The 14,158-nt window shown below is 60.1% G+C and carries 15 protein-coding genes and 1 riboswitch; of the genes, 6 read left to right on the forward strand and 9 right to left on the reverse strand.

Annotated features, from left to right (window positions below):
- Positions 1-49 precede the first annotated feature (49 nt).
- From thiH to CVE23_RS01275, 7 genes are all read right to left on the reverse strand, one after another.
- A complete protein-coding gene (gene thiH, locus CVE23_RS01245; protein WP_039695259.1) occupies positions 50-1,198 on the reverse strand; it encodes a 2-iminoacetate synthase ThiH in 1,149 nt (382 codons plus the stop codon).
- A complete protein-coding gene (locus CVE23_RS01250; protein WP_100848708.1) occupies positions 1,198-1,977 on the reverse strand; it encodes a thiazole synthase in 780 nt (259 codons plus the stop codon). Before CVE23_RS01250 ends, thiH begins: the two co-directional genes overlap by 1 nt.
- Position 1,978: 1 nt before the next feature.
- A complete protein-coding gene (gene thiS, locus CVE23_RS01255) occupies positions 1,979-2,179 on the reverse strand; it encodes a sulfur carrier protein ThiS (protein ID WP_038917511.1) in 201 nt (66 codons plus the stop codon).
- Complete coding sequence (locus CVE23_RS01260; RefSeq protein ID WP_100848709.1) at positions 2,176-2,925, reverse strand: HesA/MoeB/ThiF family protein; 750 nt, start codon at positions 2,923-2,925, stop codon at positions 2,176-2,178. The genes thiS and CVE23_RS01260 overlap by 4 nt, the downstream gene beginning before the upstream one ends.
- 1 nt (position 2,926) lies before the next feature.
- Positions 2,927-3,562: a thiamine phosphate synthase gene (gene thiE, locus CVE23_RS01265; RefSeq protein ID WP_049854499.1), complete on the reverse strand. Its 636-nt coding sequence runs from the start codon at positions 3,560-3,562 to the stop codon at positions 2,927-2,929.
- On the reverse strand, positions 3,562-5,529 hold the full coding sequence (gene thiC / locus CVE23_RS01270; RefSeq protein WP_039695250.1) for a phosphomethylpyrimidine synthase ThiC: 1,968 nt from the start codon (positions 5,527-5,529) through the stop codon (positions 3,562-3,564). The genes thiE and thiC overlap by 1 nt, the downstream gene beginning before the upstream one ends.
- Before the next feature lie 148 nt (positions 5,530-5,677).
- Positions 5,678-5,793: riboswitch (TPP riboswitch) on the reverse strand.
- 57 nt (positions 5,794-5,850) lie between these two features.
- Positions 5,851-6,300 carry an Rsd/AlgQ family anti-sigma factor gene (locus CVE23_RS01275; RefSeq protein WP_038663305.1) on the reverse strand — a complete coding sequence of 150 codons (450 nt, stop codon included), beginning with the start codon at positions 6,298-6,300 and terminating at the stop codon, positions 5,851-5,853.
- 103 nt (positions 6,301-6,403) lie between these two features.
- On the opposite strand from CVE23_RS01275, the gene nudC reads away from it, so the two are divergent.
- The 6 genes from nudC to CVE23_RS01310 all read left to right on the forward strand — a co-directional run bounded on the left by nudC (position 6,404) and on the right by CVE23_RS01310 (position 10,961).
- Positions 6,404-7,177 carry an NAD(+) diphosphatase gene (gene nudC / locus CVE23_RS01280; protein ID WP_039695248.1) on the forward strand — a complete coding sequence of 258 codons (774 nt, stop codon included), beginning with the start codon at positions 6,404-6,406 and terminating at the stop codon, positions 7,175-7,177.
- A gap of 55 nt (positions 7,178-7,232) precedes the next feature.
- Positions 7,233-8,306: a uroporphyrinogen decarboxylase gene (gene hemE / locus CVE23_RS01285; protein ID WP_038917520.1), complete on the forward strand. Its 1,074-nt coding sequence runs from the start codon at positions 7,233-7,235 to the stop codon at positions 8,304-8,306.
- The gene (nfi, locus tag CVE23_RS01290) at positions 8,306-8,980 is read left to right on the forward strand and encodes a deoxyribonuclease V (protein WP_082202678.1); all 675 of its coding nucleotides are present in this window, start codon (positions 8,306-8,308) and stop codon (positions 8,978-8,980) included. Before hemE ends, nfi begins: the two co-directional genes overlap by 1 nt.
- 91 nt (positions 8,981-9,071) lie before the next feature.
- Complete coding sequence (locus CVE23_RS01295) at positions 9,072-9,662, forward strand: YjaG family protein (RefSeq protein WP_038663285.1); 591 nt, start codon at positions 9,072-9,074, stop codon at positions 9,660-9,662.
- A gap of 311 nt (positions 9,663-9,973) precedes the next feature.
- Complete coding sequence (gene hupA / locus CVE23_RS01305; RefSeq protein WP_012882985.1) at positions 9,974-10,246, forward strand: nucleoid-associated protein HU-alpha; 273 nt, start codon at positions 9,974-9,976, stop codon at positions 10,244-10,246.
- A gap of 4 nt (positions 10,247-10,250) precedes the next feature.
- The gene (locus tag CVE23_RS01310; protein ID WP_100848711.1) at positions 10,251-10,961 is read left to right on the forward strand and encodes a DUF1481 domain-containing protein; all 711 of its coding nucleotides are present in this window, start codon (positions 10,251-10,253) and stop codon (positions 10,959-10,961) included.
- An 81-nt stretch (positions 10,962-11,042) separates the two neighbouring features.
- Here the strand turns inward: CVE23_RS01310 and purD are convergent, their stop codons facing one another.
- Positions 11,043-12,332: a phosphoribosylamine--glycine ligase gene (purD, locus tag CVE23_RS01315; RefSeq protein ID WP_100848712.1), complete on the reverse strand. Its 1,290-nt coding sequence runs from the start codon at positions 12,330-12,332 to the stop codon at positions 11,043-11,045.
- A gap of 15 nt (positions 12,333-12,347) precedes the next feature.
- Positions 12,348-13,937, reverse strand: a complete 1,590-nt coding sequence (gene purH, locus CVE23_RS01320; protein ID WP_100848713.1) for a bifunctional phosphoribosylaminoimidazolecarboxamide formyltransferase/IMP cyclohydrolase — start codon at positions 13,935-13,937, stop codon at positions 12,348-12,350.
- Between the last annotated feature and the right edge of the window lie 221 nt (positions 13,938-14,158).

Raw genomic sequence — 14,158 nt, forward strand, 5'->3', positions numbered from 1 at the left:
TCGTGCCGTGAGGACAGGATCCTCTGCATCGTGATGGCTGGCGCAAAACTCAGCCGGCGCCCGGTCGCCCCAGATAGCCGTCCCAGTCTTTCCACACCGGTTGCAGCCCGGCACGGGTCAGAGCAGCGGCCACCGCTTCCGGACGGCGGTCGTCATGCGGGGTGAACTGCTCCAGTTCCGGGTGGTCGTCGGCGTAGCCGCCCGGCTGGGTTTTGGAAAACGCGCTGACGTTGTTGATGGCGATTGGGATCATGTGGTCGCGGAAGTGGGGCGATTCGCGCGTCGACAGCGACAGTTCCACATCGGGCGCCAGCAGCCGGAAGGCGCAGATCACCTGCATCAGTTGCGCTTCATCCATCAGCGAAGCGGGTTCGATGCCGCCGGCGCAGGGGCGCAGACGTGGGAACGATACCGAATAGCGGCTCTGCCAGTAAGTCTGCTGTAAATACAGCAGATGCTCGGCCACCATGTAGCAATCGGCGCGCCAGCTGTCGGACAGCCCAATCAACGCCCCCAGCCCGATCTTGTCGATCCCGGCGCGCCCCAGCCTGTCCGGCGTCGCCAGCCGCCAGGCGAAATCCTGCTTGTGACCGCGCAGGTGATGGCGGGCATAGGTCGCCGGGTGGTAGGTTTCCTGATACACCATCACGCCATCCAGCCCGAGGGTTTTCAACTCGGCGTACTCCGCCTGCGCCAGCGGCTGCACTTCCATCATCAGCGAACTGAACTGCGGGCGAATCAGCGGCAGCATCTGGCGAAAATAGTCCATCCCTACCTTACGCTGGTGTTCGCCGGTTACCAGCAGCAGGTGATCGAACCCCAGCGCTTTGATTGCCTCGCACTCGCGCAGGATTTCCTGCTCGTCCAGCGTCTTGCGCTTGAGGTGATTGCTCATGGAAAAACCGCAGTAGGTGCAGTCGTTGGCGCACAGGTTGGAGAGGTACAGCGGCACATAGAAGCTGACGGTGTTGCCGAAGCGCTGGCGCGTCAGCTGTTGCGCCCGCTGCGCCAGCGGTTCCAGCCAGCGGCCGGCGGCGGGAGACAGCAGCGCCATCATGTCCTCGCGCGTCGGCCGATCGGCGCATAACGCCCGTTCTACGTCGGCGTCGGTCTTGCTGTTGATGCGCAGTGTCAGGTCATGCCACTCCAACTGTTGCCAGCGCTGTTCAAACGACGGCGATTGATCGTGGGTGTCCATCAGTTGACGGCCTCCGTATGCTGCAGAAAGCCGGTGAGCGGGCTGGTGGCGCTGGCGATGCGCTGGCGGTTGCCCAGTCCGGCCTGATGAGCGATAGCGCCGGCGTCTACCGCCAGCCGAAAAGCTTGCGCCATCTGCACCGGGTCGCGCGCCACGGCGATAGCGGTGTTGACCAGTACCGCATCCGCACCCAGTTCAATCGCTTCCGCCGCGTGGCTGGGCGCGCCGATGCCGGCGTCCACCACCACCGGCACCCGTGCCTGTTCGATGATGATGCGCAGGAAATCGCGCGTTTGCAGCCCCTGATTGGAACCGATCGGCGCGCCCAGCGGCATCACCGCGGCGCAGCCGACGTCTTCCAGTCGCTTACACAGCACCGGGTCGGCGCCGCAGTAAGGCAATACCACAAAGCCGTCTTTCACCAGCTGTTCGGCGGCTTTCAGGGTTTCCACCGGGTCGGGCAGCAGGTATTTCATGTCCGGGTGGATTTCCAGCTTCACCCAGTGCGTGCCCAGCGCTTCGCGCGCCAGCCGGGCGGCGAACACCGCCTCCCCGGCGGTTTTGGCGCCGGAGGTATTCGGCAGCAGGTGTACGCCCAGCTCGCGCAACGGCGCCAGAATGGCGTCGCTGCCGCCTTTCAAATCCACGCGTTTCATCGCCAGCGTGATCAGTTGTGAACCCGAAGCGCGCAGGGCGTCCTGCATCAGTCGCGCGCTGGCGAATTTTCCGGTCCCGGTTAATAACCGGGAAGTAAAAGTGGTATCCGCAATCTTCAGCATTTCAACCTCCTGCGATTGCCTGAAACAGCAAAATGTCATCACCGTCGCGCAGCGGGTGTTGCGTCCAGGCATCACGCGGGATGATGGTTTGATTGATAGCCAGCGCCGTGCCGGGCTGCAGCCGGTTCAACTGGCTGAGCAACTGCGCCACGGTCAGCTCGTCCTGCAGTTCGATAACATCGTCGTTAAGCCGGATCTTCATGCCTGCTCTCCGCATACCGGGCAGGTAGACGAGTGCGTCAGTTGCAGCGTGGTCCACTGCTGTTGGCGCGCATCGAACAGCCGCAGCTTGCCGTCCAGCGGCGAGGGCAAACCGCACAGCAGCTTGATCGCTTCCAGCGCCTGCAACGTACCCATCACGCCGACCACCGGGCCGAGCACGCCGGCGGTGCGGCAGTTGCGCTGCGGTTCGCTGGCGTCCGGGTAGAGGCAGGCATAACAGCCGTGCCGATAAGGCGGCGTCAGCACCAGCAACTGGCCGCTAAAACCGACGGCGCTGGCGCTGATCAGCGGTTTTTGCGCCGCGACGCAGGCGGCGTTGACCGCGTGGCGGGTCGCCATGTTGTCGCAGCAGTCCAGCACCAGATCGGCTTGCGCCACCGCTTTCTCAAGTGACTCGCCTGCCAGCCGGGTGGTCAGGGCCACGGTTTTCACCAGCGGATTGACGGCTTCCAGCGCGTGACGGGCCAGCACCGCTTTGGGGCGTGAAAGGTCGGCGTTGCGATAGAGAATCTGACGTTGCAGATTGGAGATGTGCAGGGTGTCGTGGTCCGCCAGCAGCAGCGTGCCGACGCCGGCCGCCGCCAGATAGAGCGCCGCCGGCGAGCCGAGCCCGCCCAGACCCACCAGCAGCACCCGGGCTTCCGCCAGCTTCTGCTGCCCTTCCTGACCGATGTCTTCCAGCAGCAACTGGCGGCTGTAACGCATAAAGGCCTGATCGTCGAGCATGTTACGCCTCCCGTTCTTCAATCAGTCGCAGCAGCGTCGCGGTGGCGGCGCGCCAGTCCGCCGCTTGCGTGATGGCGCTGACCACGGCAATGCTGCCGACCCCGGTTTCCAGCACCGCCGGCGCCCGGTCAATGCTGATGCCGCCGATGGCGACGGTGGGAAAGCGCCCGTCCAGCGCGCGGATATGGCGGGCCAGCTCGGCCAGCCCTTGCGGCGCAGACGGCATCGCTTTGGTTTGGGTGGGGAAGATATGGCCCAGCGCGATATAAGACGGCGAGATAGCGACGGCGCGCGCCAGTTCGGCGTCGTCATGGGTGGAAACGCCCAGCCGCAGCCCGGCGGCGCGGATCGCGTTTAGATCGGCGGTGTCGAGATCTTCCTGCCCAAGGTGTACGCCGTAGGCCTGATGCTTCACCGCCAGTTGCCAGTAGTCGTTGATGAACAGCCGGGCCTGATGGCGACGGCCGAGCGCGATCGCCCGGATGATGTCGGGTTCGGCCCGATCCGCCGGCTGGTCCTTGATGCGTAGCTGGATGGTGCGGACGCCGGCTGCCAGCAGACGTTCGATCCATTCTACGCTGTCAACCACCGGATACAGCCCCAGCCGGGCGTCAGTAGCGGGAAAAATGCCGTTCATCAGCGTTCTTCCTGCGGCAGGCTGGTGGCGGTGTGGTACAGCTCGCTGCCGCGGGCGCGGAATTCGGCCGACATTTGCGCCATGCCGACATCCACCGGTTGCGCCTGCGCCTCCTGACGGGCGGCGTAGTCGCGCACTTCCTGGGTTATCTTCATCGAACAGAATTTCGGTCCGCACATCGAGCAGAAATGCGCCACCTTGCCGGATTCCTGCGGCAGGGTTTCGTCGTGGTAGGCGCGGGCGGTTTCCGGGTCCAAAGCCAGATTGAACTGGTCCTCCCAGCGGAATTCAAAACGCGCTTTGGACATGGCGTTGTCGCGGATCTGCGCGCCAGGGTGGCCTTTCGCCAGGTCGGCGGCGTGGGCGGCAATTTTATAGGCGATCAACCCTTGTTTGACGTCGTTTTTGTTCGGTAGCCCCAGATGCTCTTTCGGGGTGACGTAGCACAGCATGGCGCAGCCGAACCAGCCGATCATCGCCGCGCCGATGCCGGAGGTGAAGTGGTCGTAACCGGGCGCGATATCGGTGGTGAGCGGGCCTAACGTATAGAACGGCGCCTCGTGGCAGTGTTCCAGCTCTTCGGTCATGTTGCGGCGGATCATCTGCATCGGCACATGGCCGGGGCCTTCGATCATCACCTGCACGTCGTATTCCCAGGCGATTTTGGTCAGTTCGCCCAGCGTGTGCAGTTCGGCGAACTGCGCTTCGTCGTTGGCATCCTGAATGGAACCCGGGCGCAGGCCGTCGCCGAGCGACAGCGCGACGTCATAGGCGGCACAGATTTCGCAGATTTCACGGAAATGCTGGTACAGGAAGTTTTCCTGATGGTGCGACAGGCACCACTTGGCCATAATCGAGCCGCCGCGCGACACAATGCCGGTCAGGCGTTTGGCGGTCATCGGTACGTAGCGCAGCAACACGCCGGCGTGGATGGTGAAGTAATCCACCCCTTGTTCCGCCTGTTCCAGCAAGGTGTCGCGGAACAGTTCCCAGGTCAGGTTTTCCGCGATGCCGTTGACCTTTTCCAGCGCCTGATAGATCGGCACCGTGCCGATCGGCACCGGGCTGTTGCGCAGGATCCACTCGCGGGTTTCATGGATGTAGCGCCCGGTGGACAAGTCCATCACCGTGTCCGCGCCCCAGCGGGTGGCCCACACCAGTTTTTCCACTTCTTCTTCGATAGACGAGGTCACGGCGGAGTTGCCGATATTGGCATTCACCTTCACCAGAAAATTGCGGCCGATGATCATCGGTTCCGATTCGGGGTGGTTGATGTTGGCGGGGATGATGGCGCGCCCGGCGGCCACTTCCTGACGCACGAATTCCGGCGTGATGTTGTCCGGCAGCAGCGCGCCGAAACTGTGGCCCGGATGCTGCTGGCGCAGCACCTCGCCGCGCACGCGCTCGCGCCCCATGTTTTCACGGATGGCGATGAATTCCATCTCCGGCGTGATGATGCCCTGACGGGCGTAGTGCAACTGGGTAACGCGGCGACCGGCTTTGGCGCGCTTAGGCTGCGGCAGATGTTCAAAACGCAGATGGTCGAGGCCGATATCCGCCAGCCGTTGTTGGGTAAAGCCGGAGCTGGCTTTCGGTAAGGCTTCGGTGTCGTCGCGCCCGGCAATCCAGTCGGCGCGCAATTTGCCAAGCCCGCGGTGTACGTCCGGGGTGGTGGCCGGGTCGCCATACGGACCGGCGGTGTCATACACCGGCACCGCTTCGTTGGCTTCATAGCGCGGATTGTCGCGGCTGCCGCCCACCAGCGTCGGGCTAAGCTGGATTTCCCGCATCGGCACGCGGATGTCCGGCTGTGAACCGGTCAGATAAATGCGCTGCGAGTTGGGAAAGGTCGACCCGCGCAGCGTGTCGATAAACTGCTGGGCGGCGGCGCGTTGTTCGCGACGGCCGGAGGATTTCTTTTCTCCGGAAACATTCTGTTCTGTAGACTGGGTTGGTTCTGTAGACATAGCAAGTTCCTGTTCATTAAAAGGAAAAATTGCTTGTCTGGAGCTCGGAGGGAGTAATGGCTGGATGCTGGCCCGCTGGCAACGGCAATTATGTGATGCCGGGTCTTGCGGCTGCGGCGGCAACGTGAACGTTGCGCCCAGGGCTGGCAATGTGATTACTCTTGTTCCCTTCGCAGGTATTAACCTGATCAGGTTCCGCGGATCCCGAATTAACGGTCTCAGCCCACGCGCCATACGGCGTGTTGGGCACTCCGACAAGATATCGCCCCTTCACGGGGCGAACTAAAACTCTGACACTCTATGCGCTGTGACTATGTGTCGTCAATGATCGAACATCAGTCGGATCAGGCTGTCTTCCAGGGTGAAGCGCATTGCCAATGCTTCACCCACGCCGGATAATGTCTGGCGAAATTCCTGACTGTCGACGGGCTCGATGAAAAACGCCAGATGGCTGTCGTAAATATCCATGATTTGCTGGGTGTTGCTGCGCAGCGCGACATCAAAGTGCGACGCCTGCGTCAGCTTTCGGTCGTTGCGCATGATGTTTTCCTGCAACATGCGTTCGTAGACATGAAAATGACCGACAGACAGATAGTCGACCAGATGATGGCAAAATTCATCCAGCGTCCGTGCTTCCGGTATTTTCCCTGTCTGAATGCTGAGCAGGTGGTAATAGGCCAACAAAAGATGTTTGCGGGCCTGCAACCACTGATCGATCAAGGCGTAATTGCCACCAACGTTCTCCGTCAGACGTTGTAACTGTTTCAGCATGGTTGACTCCGGGTATCGATAGGATGATGACAGTTAGTCGTGTCATTATTTATAACCATAGTCGTAAAACGCCAATCTGGTAATAAGCGGGGCAATAAAAGAGATGGAAGTGACGCTGAAGGGTGAAGAACGCGGATGGTGGGTGGTGTATCACCGCCATCAGATCTGGCTGCCTCAGGGCGAATTGCCGCAGGGAACGGCGGCGCAGTGGCAGTTGCAGCAGCAGTCCGCCCGCCAGGTTGGCGAGTGGCAGGGGGAACCGGTATGGCTGGTGCTGCAGGATAAGACCAGCGACATGGGTTCGGTGCGCCAACTGCTGGATCAGGATGCCGGGTTGTTCCAACTGGCGGGCCGCGCGGTGCAGCTGGCGGAATTCTATCGTTCGCACCGGTTTTGCGGTTACTGCGGCCATGAGATGTCGGTCAGCACCACAGAATTGGCCTGCCTGTGCGCGCACTGCAAAGAGCGTTACTACCCGCAGATTGCCCCCTGCGTGATTGTGGCGATTCGCCGCGACGACAAGATTCTGCTGGCGCAGCACCTGCGCCACAAAGGCAACATGTACACAACGCTGGCCGGCTTTGTGGAAGTGGGGGAAACCCTGGAACAGGCGGTAGCGCGGGAAGTGATGGAAGAGAGCAATATCCGCGTCAGGAACCTGCGTTACGTCAGTTCCCAGCCCTGGCCGTTCCCGCATTCGCTGATGATGGCGTTTATGGCCGATTACGACGGGGGCGAGGTGAAAGCTGACCCGTCCGAACTGCGGGATGCCGACTGGTTCCGTTATGATCGCTTGCCGGAATTGCCGCCGCCGGGTACGGTAGCCCGGCGTCTGATTGAAGACACGGTAGTGCTGTGCCGCGAGGCCGATCGCTGATCGGTCGTCGCCAGCGACAATCATGCCTGCAAGCAGGCGTTACAAGGAAAAGACCATGACTGATCTGAAAAACGATCGCTATTTGCGTGCGCTGTTGCGTCAGCCTGTGGATGTGACCCCGGTATGGATGATGCGTCAGGCGGGGCGTTACCTGCCGGAATACCGCGCGACTCGCTCGCAAGCCGGTGATTTCATGTCGCTGTGCAAGAATGCCGAGCTGGCCTGCGAAGTGACGTTACAGCCGCTGCGACGCTACAACCTTGATGCGGCCATTCTGTTTTCCGATATTCTCACCATACCCGACGCTATGGGGCTGGGGCTGTATTTTGAAGCCGGCGAAGGGCCGCGCTTTACCTCGCCGGTCACCTGTCATGCCGACGTGGAAAAACTACCGGTGCCGGACCCGGAACTGGAGCTCGGCTACGTAATGAACGCGGTGCGGACGATTCGCCGCAATCTGGCGGGCGCGGTGCCGTTGATCGGTTTTTCCGGCAGTCCGTGGACGCTGGCGACCTATATGGTGGAAGGCGGCAGCAGCAAAGCCTTCACCGTAATCAAGAAGATGATGTTTACCGAGCCGCGCACGCTGCATCTGTTGCTGGACAAGCTGGCGGACAGCGTGACGCTCTACCTTAACGCCCAGATTCGGGCCGGCGCGCAGGCGGTGATGATTTTCGACACCTGGGGCGGGGCGCTGAGCGGGGCTGATTACCGTGAATTCTCGCTGCATTATATGCACAAGATTGTCGACGGCCTGCTGCGTGAAAACGACGGCCGCCGGGTGCCGGTGACGCTGTTCACCAAAGGCGGCGGTCAGTGGCTGGAGGCGATGGCGGATACCGGCTGCGACGCGCTGGGGCTGGATTGGACCACCGATATTGCCGACGCGCGCCGTCGCGTCGGCGATCGGGTGGCGTTGCAGGGCAATATGGACCCGTCGATGCTGTATGCGCCGCCTGCCCGTATCGAACAGGAAGTCGCTACCATTCTGGCCGGATTCGGCACCGGTAATGGCCATGTGTTTAACCTGGGGCACGGCATTCATCAGGACGTACCGCCAGAGCATGCCGGCGCGTTCGTCGAGGCGGTACACCGCTTATCCGCGCCGTATCATCAGGACCTCGCCTGATGGATATGCAGGCGCTGCGCGAAGAACAACGTGACAAAGCCGTTCAGGTGATTCGTCATGACGATGTGCCTTTTGAGCAGCCGACGCTGATCGCCGGCGCCGATGTCGGTTTCGAGCAGGACGGCGCGGTAACCCGCGCTGCGCTGGCCGTGCTGACCTATCCGTCGCTGCAACTGGTGGAATACCAGATTGCGCGTATTCCGACTATCATGCCTTATATCCCCGGTTTCCTGTCGTTCCGCGAGTACCCGGCTCTGCTGGCGGCGTGGGAACAGTTGCAGCACCGGCCGGATTTGCTGTTTGTCGACGGGCACGGCGTGTCTCATCCCCGTCGTCTGGGCGTCGCCAGCCATTTCGGCTTGCTGGTCAACGTGCCGACCATCGGCGTCGCCAAACGGCGCCTGTGCGGGCAGTTTGCGCCGCTGGCGGACGCGGTGGGCAGTCGTCAGCCGTTGCTGGACCGGGATGAGCAGCTCGGCTGGGTATGGCGCAGCAAGGCCCGTTGCAATCCGCTGTTTGTCTCCACCGGTCACCGTGTCGGTATGGACAGCGCGCTGCAGTGGGTGATGCGTTGCATGAACGGCTATCGCCTGCCGGAACCTACCCGCTGGGCGGATGCGGTGGCGTCCAACCGTCCGGCGTTTCAACGCTGGCAACGTCAGGCCGGCCTGTAGGATAATGCCGGGCAGGAAACTTTAGGAATTCAGGTATATGGCGGTGCGGCGCTTTTCGTTACACTGCCGCCCATTATTATTGAGATGAACAATGTTACGTAACCCCATTCATTTGCGTCTGGAAAAGCTGGCAAGTTGGCAGCATGTCACCTTTATGGCCTGTCTTTGTGAACGTATGTACCCCAACTATCATGAGTTTTGTCAGCAAACGGGTTTTGGGGATGCGCAGCTTTACCGGCGCATGCTGGATCTGGTGTGGGAAACGCTGGTGGTCAAAGATGCCAAGGTCAATTTCGACAGTCAGTTGGAAAAGCTGGAAGATGCGATTCCTGCCGCAGACGATTACGACATTTATGGCGTATACCCGGCCATTGACGCTTGCGTTGCTCTGAGCGAGCTGTTGCATTCGCGTTTGAGCGGTGAAACGCTGGAACACGCGGTCGCTATCAGCGAAACTTCGATCCGTACTGTGGCGATGCTGGAGATGACGCAGGCGGGGCGGGAAATGACCGATGAAGAACTGAAGGTTGTGCCTGCCGTCGAAGAAGAATGGGACATCCAGTGGGAGATTTTCCGCCTGCTGGCCGACTGCGAAGAACGCGACGTCGAGCTGATAAAAGGCCTGCGCGCCGACCTGCGCGAGGCAGGAATTAGTAACATTGGGATAAATTTGTATCAATAACGCGATAAAACGTGATTTAAGGCCTGAAATGGCCTGTCTTTAGGCTTCACATCCGCACCCTGTCTGGTCTACATTTGGGGGGCGTAATAAAAGTGGCTGTCGGTGCGTGTATGCAGGAGAGTGCTACTACCCCCTAAATAATTCGAGTTGCAGGAAGGCGGCGACGCAGCGAATCCCCGTGAGCTTACTTGAGTAAGTGAATGAGGTGAGCGAGGAAAGCCAACGCACCTGTGGCTCGAAGTATGACGGGAGATGGCATATCCGTCGCACTCGATGCTTAGCAAGCGATAAACACACTGTAAGGATAACTTATGAATAAGACTCAACTGATTGATGTAATTGCTGACAAAGCTGACCTTTCCAAGACCCAGGCTAAAGCTGCCCTGGAAGCTACTCTGGCAGCGATCACGGAGTCTCTGAAAGAAGGTGATGCAGTACAATTAGTTGGTTTTGGCACTTTCAAAGTCAATCATCGTAACGAGCGCACTGGCCGCAACCCGCAGACTGGTAAAGAAATCAAAATTGCTGCCGCTAACGTGCCTGCGTTTGTGTCCGGTAAGGCATTGAAAGACGCTGTCAAATAAGCGCATGCTGATACAAGGTTTAAGCAGAGGGGCGATTTCGCCCCTTTTGCTTTTTTGCAGACGGCACATCCGCTTTGCCGCGCCGGCGCTGGTGTGTTGGCTGAGCGCCTGTAGTTCCTTGACGCCGCCGCCCGCCGTGTATGCCAGCGGCTACCTGGCTGATAGCGGCGTGGTGCGGTTGTGGCGTAAAGACGACGCGCAGCAGCATCTCACCACACTGGTGACAGCTCTCAGTCCGCTATCAGGAAAAGAAGCCCGGATTACCCGCTACCGCTTCCAGCAGGGCGCTTTGCGTGAGGTCCTGCAGACCAATTCTGCGTCGGCGCGGGAAGAGGTCAGGCTGCGTTTTGATCAGGCGGGAACCGTCAGTTACATGCAGCGCCAGTTGCCGGACCGGCGTGAGTCGTTGTCGGAAGACGAGATTGCGCTGTTCCAGTTCGATGCCCGGCGCTTGCTGGAACTGAGCGATTCTCTGCGCGCCGGCAAGGTATCGCTGATGCAGGGGCGCTGGAATGCAGGGCAGGTAACCACGTGCGACGGAAAAACGGTACGCCCGGAGCTGGACCGCTCTTCGCTGGCCTGGATCGCACAGCAAGCCGAACGCGCCGCCGCACCGCTTAGCATTGCCTGGCTGACGTCACCGGAAGGCACGCAGTTGTTGCAGGCGGCAGAGACGGATTTCTGTCGTTGGGAACCCACAGCCGAGGCGTGGTAGTCAGGGAAGAGAAGCGGTAAAACAAGAAAGGAGGGGCCAGCCCGTCAGGCATGACCCCTTGTTGAGATCTGCGCGCTATCGTCAGGCTTGCTGCTCGCGTGCGATGGCGCGATAGCCGATGTCGCTGCGACAGAAGCAGCCTTCCCAACTGATCGGCTTAGCCAGCTCGTAGGCGCGTTGCTGCGCTTCGGCTACGCTGTGGCCCAGCGCCGTCACGCACAATACGCGCCCGCCGTTGGTCACCACGTCGTCGCCATTCAGTTTGGTGCCGGCATGGAACACCTTGCCATCGGCCGCATCTTGCGTCGGCAGGCCCGAAATCACGTCGCCGTTACGGTAATCGGCCGGATAGCCGCCTGCCGCCAGCACCACGCCCAATGACGGGCGAGCATCCCAGTCAGAGGTCTTCTCATCCAGTTTGCCGTCGCAAGCCGCCAGACACAGCTCCACCAGATCGGATTTCAGGCGCAGCATGATCGGCTGGGTTTCCGGATCGCCGAAACGGCAGTTGAATTCGATCACCTTCGGCTGACCGTCCGGGGAAATCATCAGGCCCGCGTACAGGAAGCCGGTGTAGACATTACCTTCGGCCGCCATGCCGCGCACGGTTGGCCAAATAATCTGGTCCATTACCCGCTGGTGAACCTCATCCGTCACTACCGGTGCAGGTGAGTAAGCGCCCATGCCGCCGGTGTTCGGGCCGGTATCTTTGTCGCCAACGCGTTTGTGATCCTGGCTGGTTGCCATCGGCAGCACGTGCTCGCCATCCACCATCACGATAAAGCTGGCCTCTTCGCCGTCCAGAAAATCTTCGACCACGATACGGTGACCGGCATCGCCAAACGCATTGCCTGCCAGCATGTCGGTGGCCGCATTTTCCGCTTCTTCCAGCGTCATGGCGACAATCACGCCCTTACCGGCGGCCAGACCGTCCGCCTTGATGACGATAGGCGCGCCCTTGCGGCGGATATAAGCCAGCGCCGGTTCGATGTCGGTGAAATTCTGGTATTCCGCCGTTGGGATGTGCTGGCGAGCCAGGAAGTCCTTGGTAAAGGCTTTGGAACCTTCCAACTGAGCGGCCGCCTGCGTTGGGCCGAAAATATTCAGACCGGCGGCGCGGAAGGCGTCAACCACGCCAATTACCAGCGGCGCTTCCGGGCCGACGATAGTCAGGCCGATGGCATTCTGGCGAGCGAAATCCAGCAGCGCCGGGATGTCGGTCGCGGCGATATTCACGTTCTCCAGCGTCGGTTCCAGCGCAGTGCCGGCATTACCCGGCGCAACGTAAACCTTGTCAGCCAGTGGAGACTGGGCTGCTTTCCAGGCCAGCGCGTGCTCGCGGCCGCCATTACCAATAATCAAGATATTCATCGTCATAACTCCGGATTAGTGACGGAAGTGGCGCATGTCGGTAAACAGCATCGCGATGCCGTGTTCGTTGGCTGCCGCGATGACTTCATCATCGCGAATGGAGCCGCCCGGCTGAATCACGCAGGTAATGCCTACGGCCGCCGCTGCATCGATACCATCACGGAACGGGAAGAATGCGTCGGACGCCATGACGGAACCTTTGACTTCCAGACCTTCGTCACCAGCCTTGATACCGGCGATTTTGGCCGAGTAAACACGGCTCATCTGACCGGCGCCGATGCCGATGGTCATATTGTCGCGTGCGTAAACAATGGCGTTGGATTTAACGAATTTCGCCACTTTCCAGCAGAACAACGCATCGCGCAGTTCGGCTTCAGTCGGCTGACGCTCGGTGACCACGCGCAACTGGGCGGCTTCTACCATGCCGAGATCGCGATCCTGCACCAGCAGGCCGCCGTTGACGCGTTTGAAATCCAGCCCCGGCGTACGCTGTTGCCACTGACCGCAGGTCAGCACGCGTACGTTTTGCTTGGCGGCGGTGACTTTCAGCGCGGCTTCGCTGGCGGAAGGAGCAATGATCACTTCAACAAACTGACGGCTGATGATGGCTTGCGCGGTGGCTTCGTCGAGTTCGCGGTTAAAAGCGATGATGCCGCCGAACGCCGATGTCGGGTCGGTTTTGTAGGCGCGCTCATAGGCGTCCAGAATCGAACCGCCAATTGCCACGCCGCAGGGGTTGGCGTGTTTGATGATTACGCAGGCCGGCTCGGCAAATTCTTTCACGCACTCCAGCGCGGCGTCGGTATCGGCGATGTTGTTGTAGGAAAGCGCTTTGCCCTGCAACTGCTGAGCGGTGGCCACCGATGCTTCAGCGACTTTCTCTTCTATATAGAAGGCGGCCTGCTGGTGGCTGTTCTCGCCATAACGCATATCCTGTTTTTTGATGAAGTTCAAGTTCAGCGTGCGCGGGAAACGGCCGGAAGGCTGGGTGGTATCGCCGTGATAGGCCGGAACCTTACTGCCAAAGTAGTTGGCGATCATGCTGTCGTAAGCGGCGGTGTGTTCGAATGCCTTGATTGCCAGATCAAAACGGGTTTCGTAAGTCAGAGAACCTTCGTTGGCGTCCATCTCGGTGATGATGGCTGTGTAGTCGCTGCTTTTAACCACGATAGCCACGTCGTTGTGGTTCTTGGCCGCGGAGCGCACCATGGTCGGGCCGCCGATATCGATATTTTCTACCGCGTCTTCCAGCGTGCAGTCGGCTTTGGCGACGGTCTGGGCGAACGGATAGAGATTCACGACCACCATGTCGATCGGCTGGATATGGTGTTGAGTCATGATGGCGTCATCCTGACCGCGGCGACCCAGAATGCCGCCATGCACTTTGGGATGCAGGGTTTTGACGCGTCCATCCATCATTTCCGGAAAACCGGTGTAATCCGAGACTTCTGTCACCGGCAGGCCGGCGTCGGCCAGCAAGCGTGCAGTGCCGCCAGTGGAGAGCAGCTCAATGCCTCGTTGTGACAGCGCCTGGGCGAATTCGACGATACCGGCTTTGTCAGACACGCTGAGCAAAGCACGACGGATAGGACGACGTTGTTGCATGATGGTTTGATCCCCTGACTTAGGTTCTTACTTTAAAGAGCGTTACGTGAATAGTGGCGGTCACATAAAGAAAAATACGGATTGAGTCACCGATATTCAGCTAACGCGCTCACGGATACGCGTCATTCATCAGGGGGGGAATTGTAGCGAAAACGTTTGCGTGATGCTCGCCAAATTTCAAAAAATGCCTGAGTTGTGGATAACTCTGTGCAAAATAAGGT

Source organism: Dickeya fangzhongdai (assembly GCF_002812485.1).
In the GTDB taxonomy this organism is placed as follows: Bacteria; Pseudomonadota; Gammaproteobacteria; order Enterobacterales; family Enterobacteriaceae; genus Dickeya; species Dickeya fangzhongdai.